This window comes from Bradyrhizobium sp. Leaf396 (assembly GCF_001424605.1).
Lineage (GTDB): Bacteria > Pseudomonadota > Alphaproteobacteria > Rhizobiales > Xanthobacteraceae > Bradyrhizobium > Bradyrhizobium japonicum_C.
Genome location: NZ_LMQJ01000001.1, coordinates 142,337 through 164,039 on the forward strand (window position 1 = coordinate 142,337; position 21,703 = coordinate 164,039).

Here is a 21,703-nt window from a genome sequence, read left to right on the forward strand (position 1 = left end):
CTCGCTCAGTCCCGATCGCGCAGCTTCGCGAGATGCGAACCGGTCAGACGCACGAACATCTGCGGTGCGGCCTCGAAGCCCCGGCTTGATTGCAGCGCCATTTCGCCGGCGCTGCCGCGAATGGGTGGTTGATCCCCGCGGTCCGTCCCCGGATCCGCATCGCGCGGCGTTGCGCGATTTCCCGCCATCATGGTGGCCATCCCTCACGTGAATGCGCCCGGTGTTCCGGGCGTCTTGGTTCCGATGGCTTGGGTCGCTGCCGAACCACCGCTGGTTCGATGGAGTCCAGCCCCCGTTTGCCGCTCCTTTCAGCAGAGAAACGTAAAATGCGTGTGAAGCGTTCAAGGCGAGGGCATGACGGCGTCTGCGTCGTACGTCTCCGGCAACTGAGCCGGAACCTGGCAGACCACTTTGACCTGCAGCTCGCCCCCTCTGAAATGACTGGCGTTTTCTGAGAATTGCTTCGTTGTCCAGCGACGGACGAAACAATTCTCACCAAGACGAAACCATTTTCAGCTTTTGGCGCATCATCCAGGAAACCGCCCATGGTTATCAGCTTCACAACGACGACGGCGTACCGACGCCACTGAATTGGGACACACGATCATGCGCGCGCTCAGCTTCATCCTGGCCTTCGGTTTTGTGCTCGCCGGCCCGTCGTTGGCGGGGACGCCCGACGGCAATCTCCCCGGAATCGGCACCTTCCAGTACAGCGGCTCGCCGGCCGCGACCGCGAAGCAGGTCATGGTCGCCGCGCGCTCCTGACCGCGCACGAGAAAACAGCTGGCAAAGGCAATCATGTTGCTACGTCTCTGCGCCGCAGCCTTCGTGTTTCTGCTGACGATCGGTTCCGTTCAAGCGCAAGCGCGCGCACCCTCCAGGCTTCCCGATCCACGCGGCGAATTCGTGCGCCAATGCGCCCCGCACATGCTCGGGCGCTGGGAACATCCGGAGGAGGTCTGCGGCTGCCTGCACGATCACGCCGCCGCGGCCGTCGAGGACCGCGATCTGCGTGAAGCACTGTTGCGCGGCATCAGCGAGACGGGCGTGCCCACCATTGAGACCGATTGGGTGCCGGCCTCCAAGCAGAGCGAGATCGGCCCGACCTTCACCAAGATCGCCAAGCCGACCTTGCAGTGCATGTTCGATCCGGCAAAGTAGCGCTTCAGCTCGTCATTTCGATTTGGGGCCGTAGCGCGGCACGCAAGTGCTGGTCCGCGCCACCCCCTTGTCGGTCATCCTGGCGCCGCGCACTTCCTTGACCTGACCGGCGGGGCAGGTTCCATCATCCACTTGCACGCGCTGGCCCAGCTTGAGATCGCCGATATCCTGCTCGCGTCCGACCGTAGCTGCGTCTGCCGTCACGACCGGCGTCGTGGCGATCAGGAGCGAGAGGCAGACCGCACGGCCCAACAGCATGGTGAGAAATCCCGACATCGAGCCTGCACTGTAGGCAGCCGCAGCCGATTCTCATAGTGAACGTTTGCTACCCCCGGTGGGCGGATCTGCCGCGACGCAAGGCAGTTCGCGATTCGCGGGCCAGTCGTTCGGCTGAGGCGACGAGCTGTGGAACCGCATGGCCGGAAAATCCCAACACGAAGCCAGGCAGCGGGGGCGCGCGCGAATAGGTGTCGGCCAAGAGCCAGCCTTCTGCGTTGGCCGCACGCTTGGCCTGCGCTGGCACCGACAGGGCGACCGAAGGATCGAACCGGGCGACAAGATGCAGGCCCTGTGAGGGCACCGGCACCGAAAGTGCGCCATCGGATGCGACTTCCAGCGTCTGGGCGAGCACATCGCGCGCCTCGCGATAGATTTTGCGCACGCGCCGAAGATTTGCGGCGAATGCGCCGGAATTGAGCATGTCCGCCACCGCGCCTTCCATCAGTGTGCCGGGAAAGCGGTCGAGTGCGGCGCGCGCTGCCGTTACCACTGCGACCAGGCGTTCGGGCAGGGCGCAATAGCCGATGCGCAGGCCCGGAAACAGCGTCTTGGCAAACGTGCCCAGGTAGATCACGCGCTGGAGGCGATCGATGCCCGCGAGCGACATGAGCGGCGCGCCGTCATAGCGGAACTCGCTGTCGTAATCGTCCTCGATCACAAATGCGCCGGTTTGCCTCGCCCACTCCAGAAGCTCGAGCCGCCGGGGCATCGACATCTGCATGCCAAGCGGAAACTGGTGCGAAGGTGTGACGTATGCCGCGCGCGCGGCTGGCGCCGCGATACGGCCTCGGGCGACACGCATCCCATGCTCGTCGACGGGAACGGGCACGGCGCGGTAGCCGCAATGCGCGATGGTGTTGCGAGCGGCGGGATAGCCGGGATCCTCACACCAGACCTGGTCGTTGGATTTCAGGATTCCGCTCAAAACGATGCGCAACGCGTGCAGCGTGCCCGATGTCAGCATGATCTGATCGGGATCGCAGCGCAGGCCTCGCGCTGACAACAGATGGTCGGCGATCGCAGCGCGCAGCTCCCGACTGCCGCGCGGGTCGCCGTAATGCAGGTGCTCGGACCCGAACGCGCGCATGCGGCGGCCGACGAAGGCCCGAAAGCGCTGCAGAGCGCGCTCGTCGATATGGGTGCAGCCAAGCGCGAACGCGCCCTGCCTCGGCGTTTCGACAACGACCTTCGGCCTATTCGCTTCTGCCGCCCTCGCGGGAATGCGTGCGGCCACGAACGTTCCGGAACCGACGGTTGCGTCGGCAAAGCCGTCGGCGATCAGGCGCTCATAGGCGGTGACGACGGCATTGCGCCGAAACCCGGTCTGCCTGGCCAGCGTCCGCGATGGCGGCAGCGCCTCGCCGGGCTTCACGAGACCGGAGACGATCATCTCGCATAGGGCCTGGTACAGACGGTGCGCTGCGGAAGCACCCGCAGTGATGTGCGGCCCCGTGAGGTCGAGGGGCAGCTCCGCCTTGCCAGGCGAGGGGGAATTGGTTGGAATTTTTTGCATGGAATTGGAACTATCGCAGACCAAATACGCGGCTACAACTCCTTGCAGTTCTTCCAATCCGAACAGGAGCGGCCGTGAGCCAGACCGAGACCTCAGATTCCTATCCGACATCGGCGCGCAACCAAGTGAAGCGCCGGCACGATCGCGGCTTCTACGATCATGAGACGGTTCATCGCATCCTGGACTCCTCGATGCTCTGCCACGTTTCCTACGTCATCGATGGACAGCCCTACTGCACGCCGACCTTCTTCTGGCGCGAGGGCACCAGGCTCTACTGGCACGGATCGAGCGCCAGCCGGATGTTGCGCAACCAGAGCAAGGGCGAGCGCGTCTGCCTGACGGTCGCTCATCTCGACAGCCTCGTCCTAGCGCGCTGCGGCTTCAACCACTCCGCCGATTACCGCGCGGTCATGGCATTCGGTACTGCCTATCTCGTCACTGATCCCGAGGAGAAGGACCGCGCGGTGATCGCGATGGTTGACCGCTTTTTCCCGGGCCGCACGGCGAGTCTGCGCCAGAGCACCACGCAGGAGATCAAGGCAACGTCCTTTATCGCGATGGAGATCGAGGAGGCCTCGGCCAAGATCCGCGCCAAGGGTGTAGCTGACGACGACGAGGACTATGCGTTGCCCATCTACGCCGAGCGCATCCCGGTCCGCACCGTGCTCGGCCCCCCGGAGCCGTGCCCGCGCCTGCTCGACGGCGTCAGCCGGCCTGCGACGCTGAATGGCTATAGGGAAGGCCGGCTGCTCGAAGATGCATTGCGGGATGCTTATTTTGTGGAGTACCCGAACGGCTGAAATCGAGTAGGTTGCGCGGCATCGATGATCCGAATGCCGATTGGAGTTGCCAGATGAATGCCGAAACGCAGCAGAGGATTCTTGACGCCGTCGATAGCGGCTTCGAAGCTCAGCTTGCAACCACCCGCGATTTCGTCGCGATCCCTTCGACCCGCGGGGCTGAGGGGCCCTGCCAGGACATGATCGGCGACCTCCTTCGCGAACGCGGCTACGAGGTCGACGATTGGCACATCAACGTCGACGATCTGAAGGATCTGCGCGGCTTCGGTCCGATCGAGCACGACTTTTCGAAGGCGCGTTCTGTGGTGGGTACTTACCGTCCACAAACCAATGCCGGCAAATCGCTGATCCTCCAGGGGCACTGTGACGTGGTGCCGGCGGGCCCGCTGGAACTGTGGGACACGCCGCCATTCTCGCCGGTCATCAAGGACGGCAAGATGTTCGGCCGCGGCGCTTGCGACATGAAGTCAGGCACGATCGGTGCGCTCTACGCCCTGGACGCGATCAAGGCCGCGGGTTTGAGGCCGACGGCACGGATTCATTTTCAGTCGGTGATCGAGGAGGAGAGCACCGGGGTCGGTGCACTCTCGACGCTTCAGCGCGGCTATCGCGCAGACGCCTGCTTCATTCCGGAGCCGACAGGCGGCAAGATGGTCCGCTCGCAGGTCGGCGTGATCTGGTTTCGCCTGCGCGTGAAGGGACATCCAACCCACGTGGCCTTCGCAGGCTCCGGCGCGAACGCGATCATGGCGGCGTATCACCTGATCCAGGCGCTGCAAAAGCTCGAGATCGAATGGAACGAGCGGGCCAAGGCCGATCGTCACTTCAAGACGCTCAACCATCCCATCAACTTCAATCCCGGCATCATCAAGGGCGGCGACTGGGCCTCGAGCGTCCCCGCTTGGTGCGACGTCGATTGCCGCATTGCCGTATTGCCGGGCTGGTCGATCGCCGATCACCAGAAGGAGATCACGGCTTGTGTCGCTGCTGCAGCGCGTAACCACCGCTTCCTCGCCAACAATCCGCCGGAGATTGAATGGTCCGGCTTCCTGTCGGAAGGCTACGAACTGACCGACGCCGCCGCGCCGGAAACCGCGTTCGGCAAGGCCTTCAACGCCGTCTATGGCGGTGCGGTCGAGGATCTCGTCTTCACCGCGCTCACCGACACGCGCTTCTACGGCCTCAACCACGGCATTCCGAGCCTGTGCTTCGGTGCCAGCGGCGGCGAGATGCACGGCTTCAACGAATTCGTCGACCTGGAATCACTGAGGAAGACGACCAAGGCGATGGCCCTGTTCATTGCCGAGTGGTGCGGGGTGGAGAAGGCATAGGCGTCTCTCCACCGTCATTGCGAGGACTTCTTGCAACGAGGCAATCCAGACTGCCGCCCTGGATAGGTTCTGGATTGCTTCGCTGCGCTCGCGATGACGGATGATAGTAGGTGGGCAAGGCGCTCTCGCACCGCCGCCAACCAAACGGGAGGGGCGCTTCTCGCTGCCCATCCACCGGCTTCGCTAATCCTTTAAGCTTAAAATAAAGACTAGGATGCTGCCCTGACCGGTGGCAGACTGGCGCCCGATCGCTGGACGAGACGGTGGAGTCACAATGCGCGATTGGGACGATGCTTATGCCAATTCGGCCCATGTCCCGGGCTCGGACAAGCTGCCGGCACTCTGGGCGGAGCGGGCGGCGGCCTACCGCGCGGGGCTGAAGGAATTTCGCTCCGACATCGCCTATGGCGCCGGCGAGCGCCAGAAGCTCGATCTGATCCTGCCCGATGGCGACAGCAAGGGCCTCGTCGTCTTCGTGCATGGCGGCTACTGGATGCGCTTCGACAAATCGGCCTGGACCGATCTCGCCGGAGGCGCGCGGCATCACGGCTGGACGGTGGCGCTGCCGAGCTACACGCTGACTCCGGCCGCACGCATCTCCGATATCACTGCAGAGATCGCCGCGGCAATCACCAAAGCGGCAGCGCTCATACCAGGGCCGATCCGGCTCGCGGGACATTCCGCGGGCGGCCATCTCGTCACGCGCATGCTGTGCGACGACAGCCGGCTGGAGCCCGCCGTCTACAATCGCATTGCCGGCACGCTTTCGATCAGCGGCCTGCACGATCTGCGTCCGCTGCTCAAGACCAGGATGAACGAGACGTTACGCATGACGATGGAGGAGGCGACGCTGGAAAGCGCGGCGCTGCATCTGCCGCGCGGGCATTCGCCCCTGACCGCCTGGGTCGGCGGCGGCGAACGGCCCGAATTCATTCGCCAGTCGGATCTGATGGCCAATATCTGGACCGGCTTCGACGTACCCACCCGCCTCGTTATCGATCCAGGGCTGAACCATTTTACCGTGGTCGACGGACTGAAGGATGCGTCGTCGGCAATCACAGCCCGCCTGATCGGCCTTGACTGAAGCGGGGAACATGGATCGAAAGGCACCCGTCATGACGTCCAGCAATTACGATCCCACGAGCGAAGGCGCCGAGACCGATTTCGCCCGGCGGATGTCCTATGGCGATTATCTGGCGCTGGATGCGATCCTCGGCGCGCAGCATCCGCTCTCGGAAGCACATGACGAGATGCTGTTCATCATTCAGCATCAGACCACGGAGCTGTGGATGCGCCTTGCCATTCACGAGCTCACCGCAGCGCGCCGAGCGATCTCGCGAGATGAGGTGCAACCCGCGATGAAGATGCTGGCGCGGATGTCGCGCATCTTCGAGCAGCTCAACGCGGCATGGGACGTGCTTCGCACGATGACGCCCAGCGAATATACCCGCTTCCGCTCGCAGCTCGGGCAGTCCTCAGGCTTCCAGTCGACCCAATACCGGTTGATCGAATTCCTGCTCGGCAACCGCAATCACGCCATGCTGAAGCCGCATGCGCACGATGCGGAGACGACGAAGCTGCTCCAAGCCGAACTTGCGACGCCAAGCCTCTATGACGAGGTGTTGCGCCTGGCCGACCGGAACGGGCTCAGGATGCCTGCGGCGGTGCTGGCGCGCGATGTTCGCGAGACCCACAGCTTCAACGAAGGCGTGCTGCAGGCCTGGCGCATCGTCTACGAGGCGCCGGAGACGCACTGGATGCTCTACGAACTGGCCGAGAAGCTGGTCGATTTCGAAGACTATTTCCGCCGCTGGCGCTTCAATCATGTGACCACGGTCGAGCGCGTCATCGGGTTCAAGCGCGGCACCGGCGGCACGGGCGGCGTCAGCTATCTCAAGCGTATGCTGGAGGTCGAGCTGTTTCCCGAGCTCTGGCGCGTGCGGACGATTCTGTAGGGATGTCATGGCCAGGCTTCGCGTCTACGACGACACCAGGGCGTTATTCCATCTGCCTGACGGCGTGATCTATCTCGACGGCAACTCGCTTGGCGCGCTGCCTCTCGGAGTTGCCGAGCGCGTCAACCGCGTCATCACGGCCGAGTGGGGGAACGAGCTGATCCGCGCCTGGAACACCGCAGGCTGGTACGCCCAACCCCGTCATCTCGGCGACCGGATCGCGCGGCTGATCGGGGCTGCAGCCGGTTCGGTGATGGTCGGAGACACGCTCTCGCTCAAGGTCTATCAGGCGCTCGCCGCCGGGCTCGACATGAATGCTTCGCGCGGGGTCGTCCTCTCCGACACCGGCAATTTCCCGACCGACCTCTACATGGCCGAGGGTTTGATCGCGACGCTCGGGCGCGGGCATCAATTGCGCCTGGTGGCTCCGGAGGCGATTGAGGCTGCGCTGTCGGAGGAGATTGCAGTGCTCTACATCACCGAGGTCGACTACCGCACCGGACGCCGCCACGACATGGCGAAGCTCAGCGCGAAAGCGCATGCGCTCGGGATCGTCACGGTCTGGGATCTCGCCCATTCCGCGGGTGCGCTGCCGGTCGATCTCTCCGGCTGCGCCGTCGATTTCGCCGCCGGCTGCACGTACAAATATCTCAATGCCGGTCCCGGTGCGCCGGCTTTCCTCTACGTCTCGCCGCGGCATGCCGAGAGCGCCCGTGCTGCGCTGTCGGGGTGGATGGGCCACGCGAAGCCGTTTGCGTTCGAGCTCGCCTATGCGGCCGCCGGCGGCGTCGAACGGATGCGCGTCGGCACGCCGCCGGTGCTGGCGATGGCGGCGCTGGAAGCCTCACTGGACGTATGGGACCGTGTCGATATCGCCGAGGTCCGCGCGCGTTCGCTGGCGCTGGGCGATCTCCTCATCAGTGAAGTCGAGCGCCGCTGCCCGCAGCTCAAGCTCGTCACCCCGCGGGCACATGAGCATCGCGGCTCGCAAGTCTCCTTTGCCTTTGAGGCCGGCTACGCAGCGATGCAGGCCTTGATCGCCCGCGGGGTCATCGGCGATTTCCGCGCGCCTGACATCATGAGGTTCGGGATTACGCCGCTCTACATAGGTGAGATCGAGATTGTGCGGGCCGCGGAGATCATCGAGGAGGTGATCGTGGACGAGGTGTGGCGGCGGCCAGAATATCAGGTCGTGAATGCGGTGACGTGAGCTCTGCTGTGCCCGAACGCGGCGCAGCAACGCTGCGCGTCCGGGACACGAGACTGTCGGCGCAGCGGGCCTATGTCAGCACGGCCATTACCTCCGAGGTCATTGCTTTGCCGCGTCAAGCAATTCACGCTGCGAGAACAACGAATTGGGAGGAGATATGATGACGCCGCTCGAGAAACTTAAAGCGATGAAGATGCCGTTCGCCGAGTTCAAGGGCGTCGAGTTCATCGAGGCCGGAAAGGATCGCGTGGTGGCGCGGATGACGGTTCGGCCTGATCTCTGCACACTTCACCACACCATCCATGGCGGGGCGGTGATGGCGCTGGCCGATTCCGTTGGCGCGGCTGCTACCGTGATCAATCTGCCCGAAGATGCCAAGGGCACGACAACGCTGGAGAGCAAGACCAATTTCATCGGTGGGGCGAAGGAGGGAACCACGGTCATTGCCACGGCAACGCCGGTCCATCGGGGACGACGGACCCAGGTCTGGACCACGCGGCTGGAGACCGAAGACGGCAAGCTCGTTGCCGTGGTCACCCAGACTCAGCTCGTCCTGTAAGACTACGGGACTCTGATTTTGTTAACGAATTGGTCGTTTTCCATGCCTCAAACTTGGGCAGGTCCTCGTCTTGCAAAGTATGCTGCGATGCACAATATAGGGGGCCTAGGGATTCGAACGCCTCCTCGAGGGACACCAAGAGGAGTTCTGACGTGGTACTTGAAGATACCGTCCGCACGGCTCCCGGCTATGTGCGGACCCTGATTCAGCAGGAAGAATTACCGCTCCTGCGCGATCATTTGCTGAGGCTCGATGCCGCCAGCCGACACGACCGTTTCAACGGCTTTCTCGATGACAGCTTCATCGAGCGCTACGCTGCCCGCTGCGCTGAGGACGGCACCGTCATCGTTGCCTATATCGTCGATGGCGTCGTGCGTGGCGCGGCCGAACTGCACCCGCCGGAAGGTGATTGCTTGCCTGAAGTCGCCTTCAGCGTGGAAGCCTCCGCGCGTCGCCAGGGTGTCGGCACCGTGCTGTTCCGTCGCCTGATCGCGGAGGCGCGCTGGAAAGGCTACAAGCAGCTGCGGATCACCACGGGCGCCGAGAATCACGCGATGCGGGCGCTCGCCCGGAAGTTCGGCGCGCATCTGGCTTTCCGCCACGGGGAGTCGACCGGTACGATCGACCTCGTCAAGACGCCCGAGGCAGAACTCGCCGATCTCGCAGCCTCGCCGTTCACGACCGGGCGTGCTCTCCTGAGCTTCAACAGCACTTGCTGGAAGCTGATCTCCAGCATGTACGGCAATCGCGCCGCATAGCCCGAAAACAACGGGCAGGAATCACAAGCGGACCGGCAAGGCCGGTCCGCTTTCGTATTCCGGGTATGAAATAAACGCTCAGGTCCCGGTGCGCTTGTCGTTGCCGAAACGGCGGACGACGCGGCGCTCGACGACCACGGAGCGCTGCGCGCCTTGCTCGCCGGCGATCACGCGGGTTGCGGTGAGGCGGCTGTTGGTTCGAGCCTGCTTCTTCACTTCGGCCTGGACGACGTCGAGCGGCATTCCCATCAAGGCTGCGGCGATCTCGGCCTGCTGCGCCTGATCGTCGGTGATGCCGACCGCGGCGAAGATTGCCTCGTCCAAGGTGGGCGGATCGTGGCGGACACGCCGCGTGCCATATTTGGTGTTCCAGTCTGCGCTCATAACGGCCTCATCGTGATGCCGGGATACCTAGTGCCGAGAATGTTGCATTGCAATATGAAATCGGTGTGGCATCTCAGCTATGCATTGGCCGGCGTCACGGCAGTGTCGCCGGACCGGCATTAGCCCCAACCCGCTGCTGGGGCCAACGTTTCAGAGCCGCGTGTCCGGCTTCGGTGAGTCCGTAGATTCCCCGCTCGGTGCGGTCGAACCAGCCATACACATTGTTGAGCAAGATCTTTCCGGCGTCGGGACAGCGTTCGCGCAGTTCGCGCACGGGCTTCGGACCCTCGGCGAGCGCGGATGCACAGGCCAATGCCTGCTGCCGATACGCCGTCATGATCGGTGCGCGGGTGCTGCCGCCGAGCACCGGATCGCCCTGGCGCCGCTGATGCTCGGCGACGAGCCGCGAGCGCACCTTCGGCTCGCGCCGCGGTGCCGCGGTCGGCGGCTTGACCAGCACCTCGACCTGGCCGCGATCGGTCACTCCCAGCATGCCGAAGCCGAGACGACGGCAGAGATTGCGGTAGCGCGCATCGTTCTCGCGTCCCTTGCCACGCGCTGACATCTTGGCTGCGATCCAGACTTCGTCGCCGGCCGGCGCGCGATCGACCGCCTGCAGGATCAGTTCGAGATTGAAGGCAAGCTTTAGCTCGCCGATCACAACGACCGGAGGATCGCCCGCGCTGAGCCCGACGAGATCGCAGCCGCCGATCTCGCCCTTGACCGTAAAGCCGAGCTCCTCAAGGAAGCGTTTGACGGGCAGATAGAGCGCGGTTTCCAAGGTCGTTCCGAGTCGGAGAATCAGTTGTTGGCCAGTCTAGTGCCTTCTCGGCTCCGATTGAATCGGGCCAGCAACCAGACAGTGCGTGATCAGACTCGTCCGCCGACGGGGATCAGGGCGCCTGTGACGCCGCTCGCGGCGGCGCTGGCGAGGAACAGGATGACTTCGGCGAGCTCCTGCGGCGTCACCCATTTGGAGAAGTCGGCTTTCGGCATGTCGGCGCGGTTGGCCGGGGTGTCGATGATCGAAGGCAGCACGGCGTTGACCGTGACCTTGCCCTTCCACTCGTCGGCAAGCGCTTCGGTGAGGCGATGCACGCCGGCTTTCGACGCCGCGTAGGGACCCATGCCGCTGCCGGCCTGGAGCGCGCCCGTTGCGCCGATGTTGACGATCCGGCCAGCCTTGGATGCGGCGAGATGCGGCAGCGCCGCGCGTGAAGTGTTGAGTGCAGTCAGGACATTCAGCGCGTACATGCGTTGCCAGGTCTTGATGTCGCCGTCGCCAACAGTCTCGAAAGCGAAGCCGCCGGCGACGTTGATCAGCGCATCGAGCCGGCCGAAATGCCTTGCCGCCGCATCGACCGCAGTTTTCGCTTGAGCCGCGTCGGACAGATCGATGCCGCCGATCTCGATGCCCTCAAGCGTTGCGGACTCTTGCGACGGTGCATGATCGATGCCGGCCACGCGCGCGCCGCGTGATTGTGCGATCTCGACGACCACCTTGCCGAGCGCGCCGCGTGCGCCTGTAACTATCAGGACTCTGTCTTGCATGTCGTTCTCCGGCGCGGCCGCCTATGATTGCAGATAGCGAGCCTTTAGCGCGCTTCGCTCTGCCGCGCCGAGCTTGAGCCCATCGCGCAGATAGGTTTCGAGATCGCCATATTCATGGCCGACGGCTTCGAAAGCCGCAGCAAGATAGGAGGCATCGACGCTGCCGATGGCCTCGAGAACATCGGCGGGAAGATCCGAGGCGGTTGACACGTCGCGCCTGTAGTGCCGTTTGGTCAAGAGGTAGTCCTCGGCAATGACGTCATCGGGCACGCCGAGCGCATGCAGGATCAGCGCGCTGGCGAAGCCGGTCCGGTCCTTCCCGGCGGTGCAGTGAATCACCAGCGGCGCGCGGTCTTCCAGCAGATGGCCGAACAGCGCGCGAAAGCAGTGCGTGTTGTGGCGAACATAGTTGCGATAGGACTCGCGCATGAGCTCCAGCGCCACCGGCGCCGTGAGCTTGCCCCGGGCGAGTTCGGTGCGTAGCGCGGCCACCACGGTCGGCTCGATCGGAAGCGGATGCACCATGATCTCGTTCAGGGCGCAGAGCCCGGCCGCGCGCTCTTCCAGCCCGCGAAAATCGAATGCGCTTCTGACGCCCAGTGCGCGGACGATCTCGATGTCGGCAGCGGTGAGCTGGCCGAGATGATTGGAGCGGAAGATGTGCCGCCAACGCGTGATGCGGCCGTCGGTGGTCGGATAACCGCCCAGATCGCGAAAATTGCTGGCGCCTTGCAGGGCAAGATGACGGGCAGGAGAGTCTGACATGAGATCAGGTTGGGTTATGGTTCCATGGATGCGCTACGGCATCCTTGAGTCCATTAGAGAGGGCGAACATGGACCGACACAAGGCCATTGTTTTGGTCGTCACCATGCTGGTGGCCGGAATCCTGGCAGCACGGCGGGCCGACGCACAGACGTTCCAGACCTATCGCTGTGTCGATGGTACGCAGTTCATTATCGGGCTTTATGACGGCGACAGGCGCGCCTTCCTCCAGATCGACGGTGAGCCGGTCACGCTGGCCAGGAGACCGGCGGTTTCGGGGATACGCTATTCGGGGGCTGGGGTCACATTGAGGATTCCCAAGGCCGGGCCCACGACGGTGAAGCACCTGAAGCGCCCGGTTACGGCCTGCGCGGTGATCTGAATGATGTGGTTCGCGCCGGAATCAAAAAGGACCGAAACTCCGTTGTTTCGGTCCTTTTCGAACTGCCACCGCGTGACGGCGAGGGTGCGGCGCTTTCAAACCGAGTAAAGGCATCAGCGGTCCCATTTCGGCTTGGCTTCGTCGACTGCATCCTGATGATACCAGCTGTCGCTGCAAATCGAGACGTTCGAAGGCGGCGAAGCGTGATCGGCAGGAAGGCGGGTGTCGCCATAGCGGCGTCCGGCGAGAGCCGCGCGGCCCCCGGCGGGGAATTGATAGATCTTCGCAGATCCGTGACTTAGACCATTGTTCATCATTGCGATTTCTCCTTGGTCGAAGCGCCTTGGCCTCCATGGTGCGCCCGACTCGTTCGATTGTGGTTACTGGAGTCCCCATATCGGCCGCGCTTCCCGAATTGGAAAGTGCTGAAAAGGAGATCAGTTGCCGCTTATTTTGTAGGCAGGCGGCCTGCTGCATCTTCCGAGGCAGCGTCTCGAAGGCTAACGCGTAGGCCGTTCCAAAGGTTGCTGGGCAGGGGTGTCAGCCTTTGCGAAAATTGCCGGCCGTTGATGCGCGTTTGGTCGGCAACCTCAAAGTGCCCGTCCACTGCTTGAGAAACGGGCGCTTTCCCCGCCATTCCCGCCGTGCAGCATCACGCGAGGGTGCGCCGCTATGACGCACAGTCCAGGTGGGGCCTCGTCGGTGACACGGAGAGACCCGCTCCGCGGAAAACCTCTCGCCCTGCGTCCTTTTGGCACGACAAATGCTTGGGAAGGCCCGGCCGATGATGGCCGGGTACAAAACGTGCGGGGGCCTCCCGGGCCCCCAACCTTTCGCATCATCTACAGAGAGGCTCAATGACCAAGTATAAGCTCGAGTACATCTGGCTCGACGGATATACGCCGACTCCGAATTTGCGCGGCAAAACTCAGATCAAGGAATTCGCGTCGTTCCCGACGCTCGAGCAGCTTCCGCTCTGGGGCTTCGATGGCTCCTCCACCATGCAGGCCGAAGGTCACAGCTCCGATTGCGTGCTGAAGCCGGTCGCGGTGTTCCCGGATGGCGCGCGCACCAACGGTGTGCTGGTGATGTGCGAAGTCATGATGCCCGACGGCAAGACCCCGCATCCGTCCAACAAGCGCGCCACCATTCTCGACGATCCCGGCGCTTGGTTCGGCTTCGAGCAGGAATACTTCTTCTACAAGGACGGCCGTCCGCTCGGCTTCCCGGAATACGGCTATCCGGCGCCGCAGGGCCCGTACTACACCGGCGTCGGCTACAAGTTCGTCGGCGACATCGCCCGCAAGATCGTCGAAGAGCATCTCGACCTCTGCCTGGCTGCCGGCATCAATCATGAAGGCATCAACGCGGAAGTCGCCAAGGGCCAGTGGGAATTCCAGATCTTCGGCAAGGGCTCCAAGACCGCTGCTGACCAGATGTGGATGGCCCGCTACCTGATGCTGCGCCTGACCGAGAAGTACGGCATCGACATCGAATTCCACTGCAAGCCGCTCGGCGACACCGACTGGAACGGCTCCGGCATGCATGCCAACTTCTCGACTGCCTATATGCGCGAGGTCGGCGGCAAGGAGTATTTCGAGTCGCTGATGGCTGCCTTCGAGAAGAACCTGATGGACCACATCGCCGTCTACGGCCCGGACAACGACAAGCGCCTGACCGGCAAGCACGAGACCGCGCCCTGGAACAAGTTCAGCTACGGCGTGGCCGACCGCGGTGCTTCGATCCGCGTTCCGCACTCGTTCGTCAACAACGGCTACAAGGGCTATCTGGAAGACCGCCGTCCGAACTCGCAGGGCGACCCCTACCAGATCGCTTCGCAGATCCTGAAGACGATCGCGTCCGTGCCGACCGACAAGAAGGCCGCCGCCTAAGATCCTCCCGGCCCGGGCTGGGGGGCTGGCCCGGGTTGGTCTCAATCCGCCGGAGCGAAAGCTCCGGCGGATTTTTGCATCGTGATGATGCTCGTTCCTCTGACGCTCGTGTCTGCGTTGCTGGTCGAGACTTGAGCCTTGAATTTGCCGGGGCGGGGACGCAACGTAACGACTATGCGAACCAATCTCCTCGCGATGATTTTCGCGCTTGCCGTGCCCGTGATGGCGCATGCGCAATCGGCCGACCTCGTCCTGTGCGACCGCATTGCCGCCGATCCCAGCGATCCCGACAAACCGGCGGACGTGAAGGGCGTGACGGAAATCGCGCCGTCAGACGTCGCCACCGCCATCAAGTTCTGCAAGCAGGCCGCGCCGTCAGCGCGCCGCGCCATGTTCGCGCTCGGCCGAGCCCATGCGGCCAACCGGCAGACCGGCGAGGCGATTGCGGCCTGGCGCAAGGCTGCCGAGAAGGGATCGAGTGCGGCCATGGTCGAGCTCGGCGTCGCCTACGCCACCGGCTCCGGCATTGCCAAGGACGAAGGGCAAGCGAGAAAGCTGTTCGAGAAGGCGGCGCAGTCCGGCAACCCTCGCGGCGTCAGCAATCTCGCCGCGCTCGGCGGCGCAGGTGGCGCCGCGCCGGCCGACCCCGCCCAGGCGCGCGCGCTGCTCGGCAAGGCAGCTGAGACCAATGCGGAAGCGCAGTACCAGCTTGGCCTGATGCTGTCCGAAGGCTCGGGCGGCGCCAGGGACGATGCCGCCGCGCGTGCGCTGTTCGAGAAGGCGGCGGCACAAAACCATCCCGGCGCGCTGGAGAGGATGGGCGCATTCGCACAGGAAGGCCGCGGCGGTGCGAAAGACAAGGAGGCGGCGAAGGCGTACTACGAGCGCGCCGCCGCGCTCGGCGACGAGGACGCCAGGAAGGCGCTGGAGCGCATTCGTTGCCCCTATGCGATCAAGGACAAGCAGGGCAAGCTCGTCACCACGCTGTGCTTCTAGCTCACTTCATGTGGTAGGCAAGATCGTTGCGGGCGTCGCGGTAGGTGGTCTCGAGATAGTCCGGATATTTTCGCCCGGCCTGCGCCACCGCGCGCACCACGCAATTCCAGAAATCGCCGTTCCAGTCGAATTGCTTGTTGTATTCATCCTCGAATTTGACGGCGGTCATGATGGCCTGCCGGATCGCCTGGTCGTCGGCGCGCGGATGGGCACGCTTCACATAGCCGAACATCGGCCCTTCATGGGCGTGGTCGCGATCTTGGCGGTACTTGCCGCTGAGCTGCTCAGGGGTGAGGGTGCGGTTGAAACGGATCTCTTCGGCCGTCGGCCGGCCCGCAATCGTATCCAGGCGATGGCGCTGGCGCCAGAGCTCGTACGCCGCATCGAGCAGCGGCTGCCTTGCGGCGCTGGAGATGATCGCGCTGAGCTCGTCATCGGCTGCTTGCGGTGTCGCATTCATGCCGCTTGGTCGTGCCTTGGAGGAAGCCGGTTCAAGCGTCATGCCGACTGCGTCCGGGGTCTCTTGCGCGAGCCGCACACGAAATCGAAAAACGACCCCATGCACAGTAGCCGAGCCACTGAAATCACACGAATGCGGATTTTGCGCAGTCGATTTGACCTGTCGGGCAAAACAGGGACATACTGGCATCGTAGCGCTGAGGGTCCCGTGAGCGGTCATGCGCGGAAAAGCCGTGTGGCTTCAAGCCGGCCACGATGCTAGGTAGCGCGCAATTCTTTCCGATTTCGGGTTCATGACGTTGCTGGACGGACTCTACAAGGTTGAATACGGCGTCAACGACGGTTTTGGCCGCAGCATCATGTGCTTGCACGACGGCAAGATGCTGGGCGGCAATTCGGGGTTTGCGCATCTAGGCACGTACGTCGAGCGCGACGGCGAGATTATCGCCGGGGTCATCACCGAGCGGCACAACCACGATCCCAACTACAAGCCGCTGATGGGTGCGGACGTCGCCTCGATCGGGGCGCGCGGCCGGCTGTATGGCAACGAGATCCGTCTGGAGGGCAGCTCGGACACGATGCCGGGCGCCAGATTCTGGGCCAATCTCACGCGACTTGACGACGAGGGCTTGCCTCCGAGCGGTGCGGTCGGGCCGGGCGGCATCGCCAACGGGCTCTACGGGATGAAGCTGAGCGCGCTGGACGGCATCGATGCCGGACTGTCCGGAGTGATGCTGCTGATCGACGGTCGCATCCTCGGCGGCGATGCGTTCTTCTATTATCTTGGCTCCTATTCCTCGGCGGACGGCCGCTGGAAGGGCGAGATGCTGAACCAGGAGCATACGCCGGCGAAGGGGGAGAACCCGGTGTTCGGCGGCCTCGAGGTCGGGATCGGGTTCTCCGGAACCTGCACGGAAGACAGCGGCGAGCTCGAAGGCATCGCACTTGCCGGCAAACGCAGCTTGCGCCTTGCGGCCTCGCTCAAGCTGATGAGAAGGGCGTAGGACCCGTACTCACACGGTTGTGTCAGCCACTCGATTGAACATGAATGCTGTTCAAGTTTGAACGGTGTCCTTGGGCCGAAGCAGGTTTCGGGAGCGAAGCGGCTTGAGCTGGGGCCGATGTTGGCGAGGAGCAACTCCCGCGATCCGACCCAGGCGGCGCGGACCAAACCTATCGCCATGTAGATTAGGAACAAACCAAAACCCCGTGCGTAGTCGGGCCAACGCGTGGAGGATTCATGACGACGACGCGAAACCGTGTGCCTCTCCATTCTTCCGAAAGCGACAACCTGCGCATCAAACGCACGATGCAGGCCAACGTTGCCTATTTCGCCGAACACCGCGATCAGATCGCCGGCCGACTGCGTGAAATCGACGAGGAGTGGGATATCGAGAGGGCGATCGAAGCCAATGCCGCGGTTATCGGCTTCGCCGGCATCGCGTTGGCCGCCACTAACAGCCGGCGCTGGCTCGCCCTTCCGGCGTTGGTCACGAGCTTTCTATTTCAGCACGCGATCCAAGGCTGGTGCCCTCCGGTCCCGGTTTTGAGAAAGCTGGGCTTCCGGACGTCCTACGAAATCGAGGAGGAACGCCGAGCCCTCATGGCGCTGAGAGGCGATTTCGGACACGTGGCTGAAAGCGCCGACGCGGCCCTTCGGGCTTCTACCGGTAGGACGAACGCGACCGTACCGGCGTAGCTCTGCCGGTCACCCAGTAGAGGAGTCTGGAATGTCCTACTACTTCGCGAAGAAGCTTGACGTTCCTTTCGCGGAAGGCGTCGACCGAGCGATATCGGCGCTCAAGGGCCGCGGGTTCGGGGTGTTGACCAGGATCGACGTGCAGTCGACTCTAAAGGAGAAAACCGGGGCCGACTTCCGGCCCTACGTTATACTCGGCGCCTGCAATCCAAAGATGGCTCACGAGGCGCTGATGGCGGAGGACAAGATCGGCACCATGCTTCCGTGCAACGTGATTGTTCAGGAAGTTGCCGGAAAGACGGAGGTCGCGGCGGTCGATCCGGTCGCGTCAATGCAGGCGATACAAAACGAATCCCTGAGAGCCATCGCGGAACAAGTTCGCCGTGAGTTGAGGGCGGCGGTCGAAGCGATCTAAGTCGCGCTGGCGTTACTCGCCTCGTCGGTGACGACATGTCGGACCTCAATCGCGGCATGAAATCATTCGCGGGCGGCTGCGGACTCCACGGCGGCCGGAAGCACCACGACCTTGGTTCCCGATGGAACGCGACGGTACAGATCGATCACGTCCTGGTTCATCATGCGAATGCAGCCGGAGGACATCGCCTGGCCGATCGACCACGGCTCGTTGGTGCCGTGAATCCTGTACAGCGTGTCCTTGCCGTTTCTGAACAGATAGAGCGCGCGCGCACCGAGCGGGTTCTGCGTGCCGCCGTCCATGCCTCGGGCCCACTTGACGTATTTGTTCGGCTCGCGGGCGATCATGTGCCTGGTCGGTGTCCAGCTCGGCCATTCACGTTTGATGGCTACCTTGGCCGTACCTGACCACGCCATGCCGGCCCTGCCGACGCCCACGCCGTAACGCAATGCCTTGCCACCTTCCTGCACAAGGTAGAGGAATCGGTTCTTCGGATCTACGACAACGGTCCCGACAGACTCTCCGGTCGGATCGTCGACGAGCTGACGCATGTAGCGAGTCTTCAAGTCGCGGGCAGGAACAGCAGCAATAGTGTAGTCTCCGTCCGAGACCGCATCATATCGAGAACCGGACGTCGACGCGTAGGCCGCGGCCTTGGGCATGATGTCGGAACCGGACACACAGCCTGCGAGCGCCATCGGCAGAAGTAGCGCCGCAGCTACCGCCCATCGCTTGTGAGACATCATTTCGGCTCCTTCGACGCCGCCTGTCGGCGCGGGTTCGCGACAGCCCGGCGGAAGCCGACGTAGTCGAGTTTGTCGTAGCGAAGATCGCTGATCAGGGACGCCGGCGTACCCGGTCCCGGGAAATATCCTACGCTCCATGCGTCCGTCCTTGAGAGAAGGCGTGCCTCCGAGATTCGACGATCCCGGCGTGCCACCGCCGATGGCGGCAAGCTTCGATCTACAGCCTACGCCAGGTTTGAGAGCGGCTCCGCGTTGCTCACTTCTTTGCCGCGCGGGCACGCGCGTCCGCAGCGACGCGCTTGAAGCCTTCGTAGTTCAGGGCCTGCGTCACACGGTACTGGCCGACGATGTAGGCGGGCGTGCCCATCAGCCCCAGCGAGTCCGCCTGGGCGAGATTGCGGCGCAGGAGCTTGGTGATGTCGTCGCCGTGGGCCTGGAGATCGGCATCGAGACGAGCCATGTCGACGCCGGACTTCGCGATCGCTTCCCGCATCCGCTCGGCGGGAATCTTCGGCCCGGGAATGCCCATCATTGCCAAGTGCGCGGCGTCGTAGCGGTTCTGATACTTCGCGGCCAGAGCCCACTGAGCGCCCTTGATCGAGTCCGGCGTTAGGATCGGCCAGTCCTTGTAGACGAGGCGGATGTTGCCATCGGTCTTCACCAACCGCTCAAGCTCGGGCTCCGCTTGCTTGCAGAAGGGGCAATTATAGTCGAAGAAAACCACGATCGTCAGATCGCCCTTCGGGTTTCCCGCGGTCGGTGCCGCGGGATCGTACAGGATCGCCTCGCGCGATACGTCTGCTTCGGAGGGGCCGTCGTCGGCGCGCGCGGGCCCGACCAGGCAGGGGATGGCGGCGACGGCGATCATCTGAGCGAGCGTGCGTCGGGAGATGTGCTGAATCATGTCTGCCTTTCTTCTTCCGTGAGTTTGGGGTCAGTCGGCCGAGGCGACGGCCGACAATTTTCCGAGCAGGGCGTCGGCATCGACGGCGCCGATGATTTTGGTCGTGGGATCGACGCTTCCGTGTGCGCCGAACAGCAGGATCGTCGGCGGCCCGACGATTCCGAAGCGCTTCATCAGGGCGCGGCTCGCGTCGTCGACAGCGGTGACGTCGGCACGCACTATCCTGAAGTCTTGCAGCCGTTTGCGTACTTCAGGTTTGCGCAGGACGGCATCCATGACCCTGCATTCGACGCACCAGTCGGCGGAAAAGTCGAGCATGACCGGCCTTTCGTCGGCGCGCGCCGCGGCGAGTTCATGGTCCAGCGCGGCGACCGATCGGATCGTTCGGACGGAGGGGTCGGGTCCGGTGTCGCGGCTCACGAATTGGTCGAGGATGCGCGTCGCGTCCGGATTGTCGTTGTCCGCCGAGCCGATCATCAGGACCGAGCCGACCAGAAGCGCGAAGCTCGCCATGCCCATCGAGACGAACCTCCATCGACTATGCGCTGTCAGGAACTGGGTGCCGAAATAGACGGAGATACCCGTCGCGAGCGCGCCCCACAGCTGCAGCGTGGTCTGCTGCGACAGAGCGCGAGAGAAGATCGAGATCGCGACGGCGAGCAGGATGAACCCGAAGCCATGCCTGACACGGACGAGCCAGCGGCCGGGCCTGGGCAGGAATCTCGGCCCTAGCGCTCCAAAGAGGAGAAGCGGCACGCCCATGCCGACGCCGAACAGGAAAAGGGCGGCCATGCCGCACACGACGTCGCCGGTCCTGGCGACATACAGCAGCGCCGTGGCAAGCGGAGGTGTGACGCAGGGCCCCGCGATCAGCGCCGATCCGAAGCCGAGAACGGCGGCGGCGGCCAGCGGTCCGCGACCGCCGCCGGAGGCCACGTCCGGTATACGCGCGACAAAGGCGGCCGGCAGCTGGATGTCGAATAAGCCGAACATCGACAGCGAAAGGATGACGAGCACCGCGCTGATCACGCCAAGCGCGAGCGGTGTCTGCAGCAGGATCTGCAGGTTCTCTCCGGAGCCGGACCAGGCCGCGAACGCGCCCAGCGTCGCGTAGGCCGATGCCGACGCACCGACGAAAGTCGCCGCCAGGGCGAGACCGCGACTGAACGAAAGCTCCTCCTGCGAACGGGCCAATACGCCGAAGAAGATCGGCACAAGTGGGAAGGTGCAGGGTGAGAATGATAGCAGAACGCCGAAGCCGAAGAACGATGCCAGCGTGCCGCCGAGCGTCACCCAGAAGGAGATGTCCACGTCAGGTGTGAGGGCGGCCGTCTTCAAACCATCGTCTTCCGGTACGCCGGCTGCGACCGGAGCATCCACGAAAGGTGATGAGGATCCGGGCGACAACGCGCTGGTGTCGTCGCGGTTCTTGATGGCCAGCGTCTGCAGATCGATCGTCTTGGCGACCGGCGGGTAGCAGATCTGGTACTCTTCCGCACAGCCCTGATAGGTCACTACGATCTGGTGCAGCCCTTGCAGATCGGTGGATGCGATTTCGGCCTTTGCTGAGTTCCGGTAGATTTCCTGCGACCCGAAGTCCGGATCATCCTTGGGTTCTCCCGGCGGCGTCCGGACCGCGACGGGCGTCCCGGGAACCACTGCGTTGTTGGCGGCGATCATGGCGCGGTAGAGGTAGCTGCCCGGTCCGATCGCCCAGACGAGGGAGAGCCCGGCATCGTCGCGCGAAACCTTCAATTGGAACGCCTCGTCGGCGGGAGGCGGCGTTCCTGCCCGGGCCACCGCGAAGGAGGACGACAGAAGAACGACCAATATGACCGATAGTCGATGAAAGCCCGGCATCCTGTGGCGGCCCTGCGTCTTGTGAGCGGATGCCGCGACTTGGATAGTCTGCCTTAAGCCAGCCTTAAGGCGGGCGACCGAGGGGA

At 63.7% G+C, this 21,703-nt stretch carries 27 protein-coding genes; 15 read left to right on the plus strand and 12 right to left on the minus strand.

Annotated elements, in window-relative coordinates; translation table 11 throughout:
- Window positions 1-5: 5 nt before the first annotated feature.
- Window positions 6-191 (minus strand): hypothetical protein, encoded by a 186-nt coding sequence (locus ASG57_RS00675; protein ID WP_057195595.1) that lies wholly within the window; start codon window positions 189-191, stop codon window positions 6-8.
- A 415-nt stretch (window positions 192-606) separates the two neighbouring features.
- Here ASG57_RS00675 and ASG57_RS38525 point away from each other — a divergent pair, with 415 nt between their 5' ends.
- Together ASG57_RS38525 and ASG57_RS00680 are read left to right on the plus strand one after the other, a co-directional pair.
- Window positions 607-765: a hypothetical protein gene (locus tag ASG57_RS38525; protein WP_200948523.1), complete on the plus strand. Its 159-nt coding sequence runs from the start codon at window positions 607-609 to the stop codon at window positions 763-765.
- 33 nt (window positions 766-798) lie between these two features.
- The gene (locus ASG57_RS00680) at window positions 799-1,161 is read left to right on the plus strand and encodes a hypothetical protein (protein ID WP_024338065.1); all 363 of its coding nucleotides are present in this window, start codon (window positions 799-801) and stop codon (window positions 1,159-1,161) included.
- Window positions 1,162-1,173: 12 nt separating this feature from the next.
- On the opposite strand, the gene ASG57_RS00685 is transcribed toward ASG57_RS00680, so the two are convergent.
- Together ASG57_RS00685 and pdxR are read right to left on the minus strand one after the other, a co-directional pair.
- The gene (locus tag ASG57_RS00685) at window positions 1,174-1,419 is read right to left on the minus strand and encodes a DUF6719 family protein (protein WP_024338064.1); all 246 of its coding nucleotides are present in this window, start codon (window positions 1,417-1,419) and stop codon (window positions 1,174-1,176) included.
- 67 nt (window positions 1,420-1,486) lie between these two features.
- Entirely contained in the window at window positions 1,487-2,953 is a 1,467-nt protein-coding gene (pdxR, locus tag ASG57_RS00690; RefSeq protein ID WP_024338063.1) for a MocR-like pyridoxine biosynthesis transcription factor PdxR, read from the minus strand.
- Window positions 2,954-3,027: 74 nt separating this feature from the next.
- On the opposite strand from pdxR, the gene ASG57_RS00695 reads away from it, so the two are divergent.
- From ASG57_RS00695 to ASG57_RS00725, 7 genes are all read left to right on the plus strand, one after another.
- Window positions 3,028-3,753 (plus strand): pyridoxamine 5'-phosphate oxidase family protein, encoded by a 726-nt coding sequence (locus tag ASG57_RS00695; protein ID WP_024338062.1) that lies wholly within the window; start codon window positions 3,028-3,030, stop codon window positions 3,751-3,753.
- Between the two features lie 53 nt (window positions 3,754-3,806).
- Window positions 3,807-5,084, plus strand: a complete 1,278-nt coding sequence (locus ASG57_RS00700; protein WP_057195596.1) for an ArgE/DapE family deacylase — start codon at window positions 3,807-3,809, stop codon at window positions 5,082-5,084.
- A gap of 274 nt (window positions 5,085-5,358) precedes the next feature.
- The gene (locus tag ASG57_RS00705) at window positions 5,359-6,168 is read left to right on the plus strand and encodes a hormone-sensitive lipase (RefSeq protein ID WP_024338060.1); all 810 of its coding nucleotides are present in this window, start codon (window positions 5,359-5,361) and stop codon (window positions 6,166-6,168) included.
- A gap of 31 nt (window positions 6,169-6,199) precedes the next feature.
- Window positions 6,200-7,039, plus strand: a complete 840-nt coding sequence (gene kynA, locus ASG57_RS00710; RefSeq protein ID WP_057195502.1) for a tryptophan 2,3-dioxygenase — start codon at window positions 6,200-6,202, stop codon at window positions 7,037-7,039.
- Window positions 7,040-7,046: 7 nt separating this feature from the next.
- Window positions 7,047-8,249 (plus strand): kynureninase, encoded by a 1,203-nt coding sequence (gene kynU, locus ASG57_RS00715; protein ID WP_024338058.1) that lies wholly within the window; start codon window positions 7,047-7,049, stop codon window positions 8,247-8,249.
- A gap of 160 nt (window positions 8,250-8,409) precedes the next feature.
- Window positions 8,410-8,808, plus strand: a complete 399-nt coding sequence (locus tag ASG57_RS00720; protein WP_024338057.1) for a PaaI family thioesterase — start codon at window positions 8,410-8,412, stop codon at window positions 8,806-8,808.
- Window positions 8,809-8,960: 152 nt separating this feature from the next.
- Entirely contained in the window at window positions 8,961-9,566 is a 606-nt protein-coding gene (locus ASG57_RS00725; RefSeq protein WP_024338056.1) for a GNAT family N-acetyltransferase, read from the plus strand.
- Window positions 9,567-9,644: 78 nt separating this feature from the next.
- Here ASG57_RS00725 and ASG57_RS00730 read toward each other — a convergent pair whose 3' ends face one another.
- The 4 genes from ASG57_RS00730 to ASG57_RS00745 all read right to left on the minus strand — a co-directional run bounded on the left by ASG57_RS00730 (window position 9,645) and on the right by ASG57_RS00745 (window position 12,266).
- A complete protein-coding gene (locus ASG57_RS00730) occupies window positions 9,645-9,950 on the minus strand; it encodes a hypothetical protein (protein ID WP_024338055.1) in 306 nt (101 codons plus the stop codon).
- Between the two features lie 94 nt (window positions 9,951-10,044).
- The gene (locus ASG57_RS00735; RefSeq protein WP_024338054.1) at window positions 10,045-10,731 is read right to left on the minus strand and encodes a DUF2161 domain-containing phosphodiesterase; all 687 of its coding nucleotides are present in this window, start codon (window positions 10,729-10,731) and stop codon (window positions 10,045-10,047) included.
- Between the two features lie 89 nt (window positions 10,732-10,820).
- Window positions 10,821-11,501 carry an SDR family oxidoreductase gene (locus ASG57_RS00740; RefSeq protein WP_024338053.1) on the minus strand — a complete coding sequence of 227 codons (681 nt, stop codon included), beginning with the start codon at window positions 11,499-11,501 and terminating at the stop codon, window positions 10,821-10,823.
- Between the two features lie 21 nt (window positions 11,502-11,522).
- A complete protein-coding gene (locus ASG57_RS00745; protein ID WP_024338052.1) occupies window positions 11,523-12,266 on the minus strand; it encodes a tyrosine-protein phosphatase in 744 nt (247 codons plus the stop codon).
- Window positions 12,267-12,334: 68 nt separating this feature from the next.
- Here ASG57_RS00745 and ASG57_RS00750 point away from each other — a divergent pair, with 68 nt between their 5' ends.
- Window positions 12,335-12,646, plus strand: a complete 312-nt coding sequence (locus tag ASG57_RS00750) for an MliC family protein (RefSeq protein WP_024338051.1) — start codon at window positions 12,335-12,337, stop codon at window positions 12,644-12,646.
- Window positions 12,647-12,759: 113 nt separating this feature from the next.
- Here the strand turns inward: ASG57_RS00750 and ASG57_RS00755 are convergent, their stop codons facing one another.
- The gene (locus ASG57_RS00755; RefSeq protein ID WP_024338050.1) at window positions 12,760-12,963 is read right to left on the minus strand and encodes a DUF2735 domain-containing protein; all 204 of its coding nucleotides are present in this window, start codon (window positions 12,961-12,963) and stop codon (window positions 12,760-12,762) included.
- Between the two features lie 540 nt (window positions 12,964-13,503).
- Here ASG57_RS00755 and ASG57_RS00760 point away from each other — a divergent pair.
- Together ASG57_RS00760 and ASG57_RS00765 are read left to right on the plus strand one after the other, a co-directional pair.
- Window positions 13,504-14,538: a glutamine synthetase beta-grasp domain-containing protein gene (locus tag ASG57_RS00760; protein ID WP_024338049.1), complete on the plus strand. Its 1,035-nt coding sequence runs from the start codon at window positions 13,504-13,506 to the stop codon at window positions 14,536-14,538.
- A 174-nt stretch (window positions 14,539-14,712) separates the two neighbouring features.
- Window positions 14,713-15,534 (plus strand): tetratricopeptide repeat protein, encoded by an 822-nt coding sequence (locus tag ASG57_RS00765; RefSeq protein ID WP_057195503.1) that lies wholly within the window; start codon window positions 14,713-14,715, stop codon window positions 15,532-15,534.
- 1 nt (window position 15,535) lies between these two features.
- On the opposite strand, the gene ASG57_RS00770 is transcribed toward ASG57_RS00765, so the two are convergent.
- Window positions 15,536-16,036: a hypothetical protein gene (locus ASG57_RS00770; RefSeq protein WP_156402548.1), complete on the minus strand. Its 501-nt coding sequence runs from the start codon at window positions 16,034-16,036 to the stop codon at window positions 15,536-15,538.
- Between the two features lie 256 nt (window positions 16,037-16,292).
- Between ASG57_RS00770 and ASG57_RS00775 the strand changes: the two genes are divergently transcribed.
- From ASG57_RS00775 to ASG57_RS00785, 3 genes are all read left to right on the plus strand, one after another.
- A complete protein-coding gene (locus tag ASG57_RS00775) occupies window positions 16,293-16,997 on the plus strand; it encodes a hypothetical protein (RefSeq protein ID WP_024338046.1) in 705 nt (234 codons plus the stop codon).
- A 236-nt stretch (window positions 16,998-17,233) separates the two neighbouring features.
- Entirely contained in the window at window positions 17,234-17,692 is a 459-nt protein-coding gene (locus tag ASG57_RS00780; RefSeq protein ID WP_057195504.1) for a DUF2892 domain-containing protein, read from the plus strand.
- A 31-nt stretch (window positions 17,693-17,723) separates the two neighbouring features.
- A complete protein-coding gene (locus tag ASG57_RS00785) occupies window positions 17,724-18,107 on the plus strand; it encodes a DUF302 domain-containing protein (protein WP_057195505.1) in 384 nt (127 codons plus the stop codon).
- 62 nt (window positions 18,108-18,169) lie between these two features.
- On the opposite strand, the gene ASG57_RS00790 is transcribed toward ASG57_RS00785, so the two are convergent.
- From ASG57_RS00790 to dsbD, 3 genes are all read right to left on the minus strand, one after another.
- Entirely contained in the window at window positions 18,170-18,853 is a 684-nt protein-coding gene (locus tag ASG57_RS00790; protein ID WP_349510050.1) for a L,D-transpeptidase, read from the minus strand.
- Between the two features lie 256 nt (window positions 18,854-19,109).
- Entirely contained in the window at window positions 19,110-19,745 is a 636-nt protein-coding gene (locus ASG57_RS00795; RefSeq protein WP_057195599.1) for a DsbA family protein, read from the minus strand.
- Window positions 19,746-19,787: 42 nt separating this feature from the next.
- Window positions 19,788-21,617: a protein-disulfide reductase DsbD gene (gene dsbD / locus ASG57_RS00800; RefSeq protein ID WP_063996979.1), complete on the minus strand. Its 1,830-nt coding sequence runs from the start codon at window positions 21,615-21,617 to the stop codon at window positions 19,788-19,790.
- Window positions 21,618-21,703: the final 86 nt, after the last annotated feature.

Coding starts and splice junctions, on each gene's coding strand:
- ASG57_RS00675 (WP_057195595.1), bottom strand. CDS start 191: ATGATGGCGGGAAATCGCGCAACGCCGCGCGATGCGGATCCGGGGACG.
- ASG57_RS38525 (WP_200948523.1), top strand. CDS start 607: ATGCGCGCGCTCAGCTTCATCCTGGCCTTCGGTTTTGTGCTCGCCGGC.
- ASG57_RS00680 (WP_024338065.1), top strand. CDS start 799: ATGTTGCTACGTCTCTGCGCCGCAGCCTTCGTGTTTCTGCTGACGATC.
- ASG57_RS00685 (WP_024338064.1), bottom strand. CDS start 1,419: ATGCTGTTGGGCCGTGCGGTCTGCCTCTCGCTCCTGATCGCCACGACG.
- pdxR (WP_024338063.1), bottom strand. CDS start 2,953: ATGCAAAAAATTCCAACCAATTCCCCCTCGCCTGGCAAGGCGGAGCTG.
- ASG57_RS00700 (WP_057195596.1), top strand. CDS start 3,807: ATGAATGCCGAAACGCAGCAGAGGATTCTTGACGCCGTCGATAGCGGC.
- ASG57_RS00705 (WP_024338060.1), top strand. CDS start 5,359: ATGCGCGATTGGGACGATGCTTATGCCAATTCGGCCCATGTCCCGGGC.
- kynA (WP_057195502.1), top strand. CDS start 6,200: ATGACGTCCAGCAATTACGATCCCACGAGCGAAGGCGCCGAGACCGAT.
- kynU (WP_024338058.1), top strand. CDS start 7,047: ATGGCCAGGCTTCGCGTCTACGACGACACCAGGGCGTTATTCCATCTG.
- ASG57_RS00720 (WP_024338057.1), top strand. CDS start 8,410: ATGACGCCGCTCGAGAAACTTAAAGCGATGAAGATGCCGTTCGCCGAG.
- ASG57_RS00730 (WP_024338055.1), bottom strand. CDS start 9,950: ATGAGCGCAGACTGGAACACCAAATATGGCACGCGGCGTGTCCGCCAC.
- ASG57_RS00740 (WP_024338053.1), bottom strand. CDS start 11,501: ATGCAAGACAGAGTCCTGATAGTTACAGGCGCACGCGGCGCGCTCGGC.
- ASG57_RS00745 (WP_024338052.1), bottom strand. CDS start 12,266: ATGTCAGACTCTCCTGCCCGTCATCTTGCCCTGCAAGGCGCCAGCAAT.
- ASG57_RS00750 (WP_024338051.1), top strand. CDS start 12,335: ATGGACCGACACAAGGCCATTGTTTTGGTCGTCACCATGCTGGTGGCC.
- ASG57_RS00755 (WP_024338050.1), bottom strand. CDS start 12,963: ATGATGAACAATGGTCTAAGTCACGGATCTGCGAAGATCTATCAATTC.
- ASG57_RS00760 (WP_024338049.1), top strand. CDS start 13,504: ATGACCAAGTATAAGCTCGAGTACATCTGGCTCGACGGATATACGCCG.
- ASG57_RS00765 (WP_057195503.1), top strand. CDS start 14,713: ATGCGAACCAATCTCCTCGCGATGATTTTCGCGCTTGCCGTGCCCGTG.
- ASG57_RS00770 (WP_156402548.1), bottom strand. CDS start 16,036: ATGACGCTTGAACCGGCTTCCTCCAAGGCACGACCAAGCGGCATGAAT.
- ASG57_RS00780 (WP_057195504.1), top strand. CDS start 17,234: ATGACGACGACGCGAAACCGTGTGCCTCTCCATTCTTCCGAAAGCGAC.
- ASG57_RS00785 (WP_057195505.1), top strand. CDS start 17,724: ATGTCCTACTACTTCGCGAAGAAGCTTGACGTTCCTTTCGCGGAAGGC.
- ASG57_RS00790 (WP_349510050.1), bottom strand. CDS start 18,853: ATGATGTCTCACAAGCGATGGGCGGTAGCTGCGGCGCTACTTCTGCCG.
- dsbD (WP_063996979.1), bottom strand. CDS start 21,617: ATGCCGGGCTTTCATCGACTATCGGTCATATTGGTCGTTCTTCTGTCG.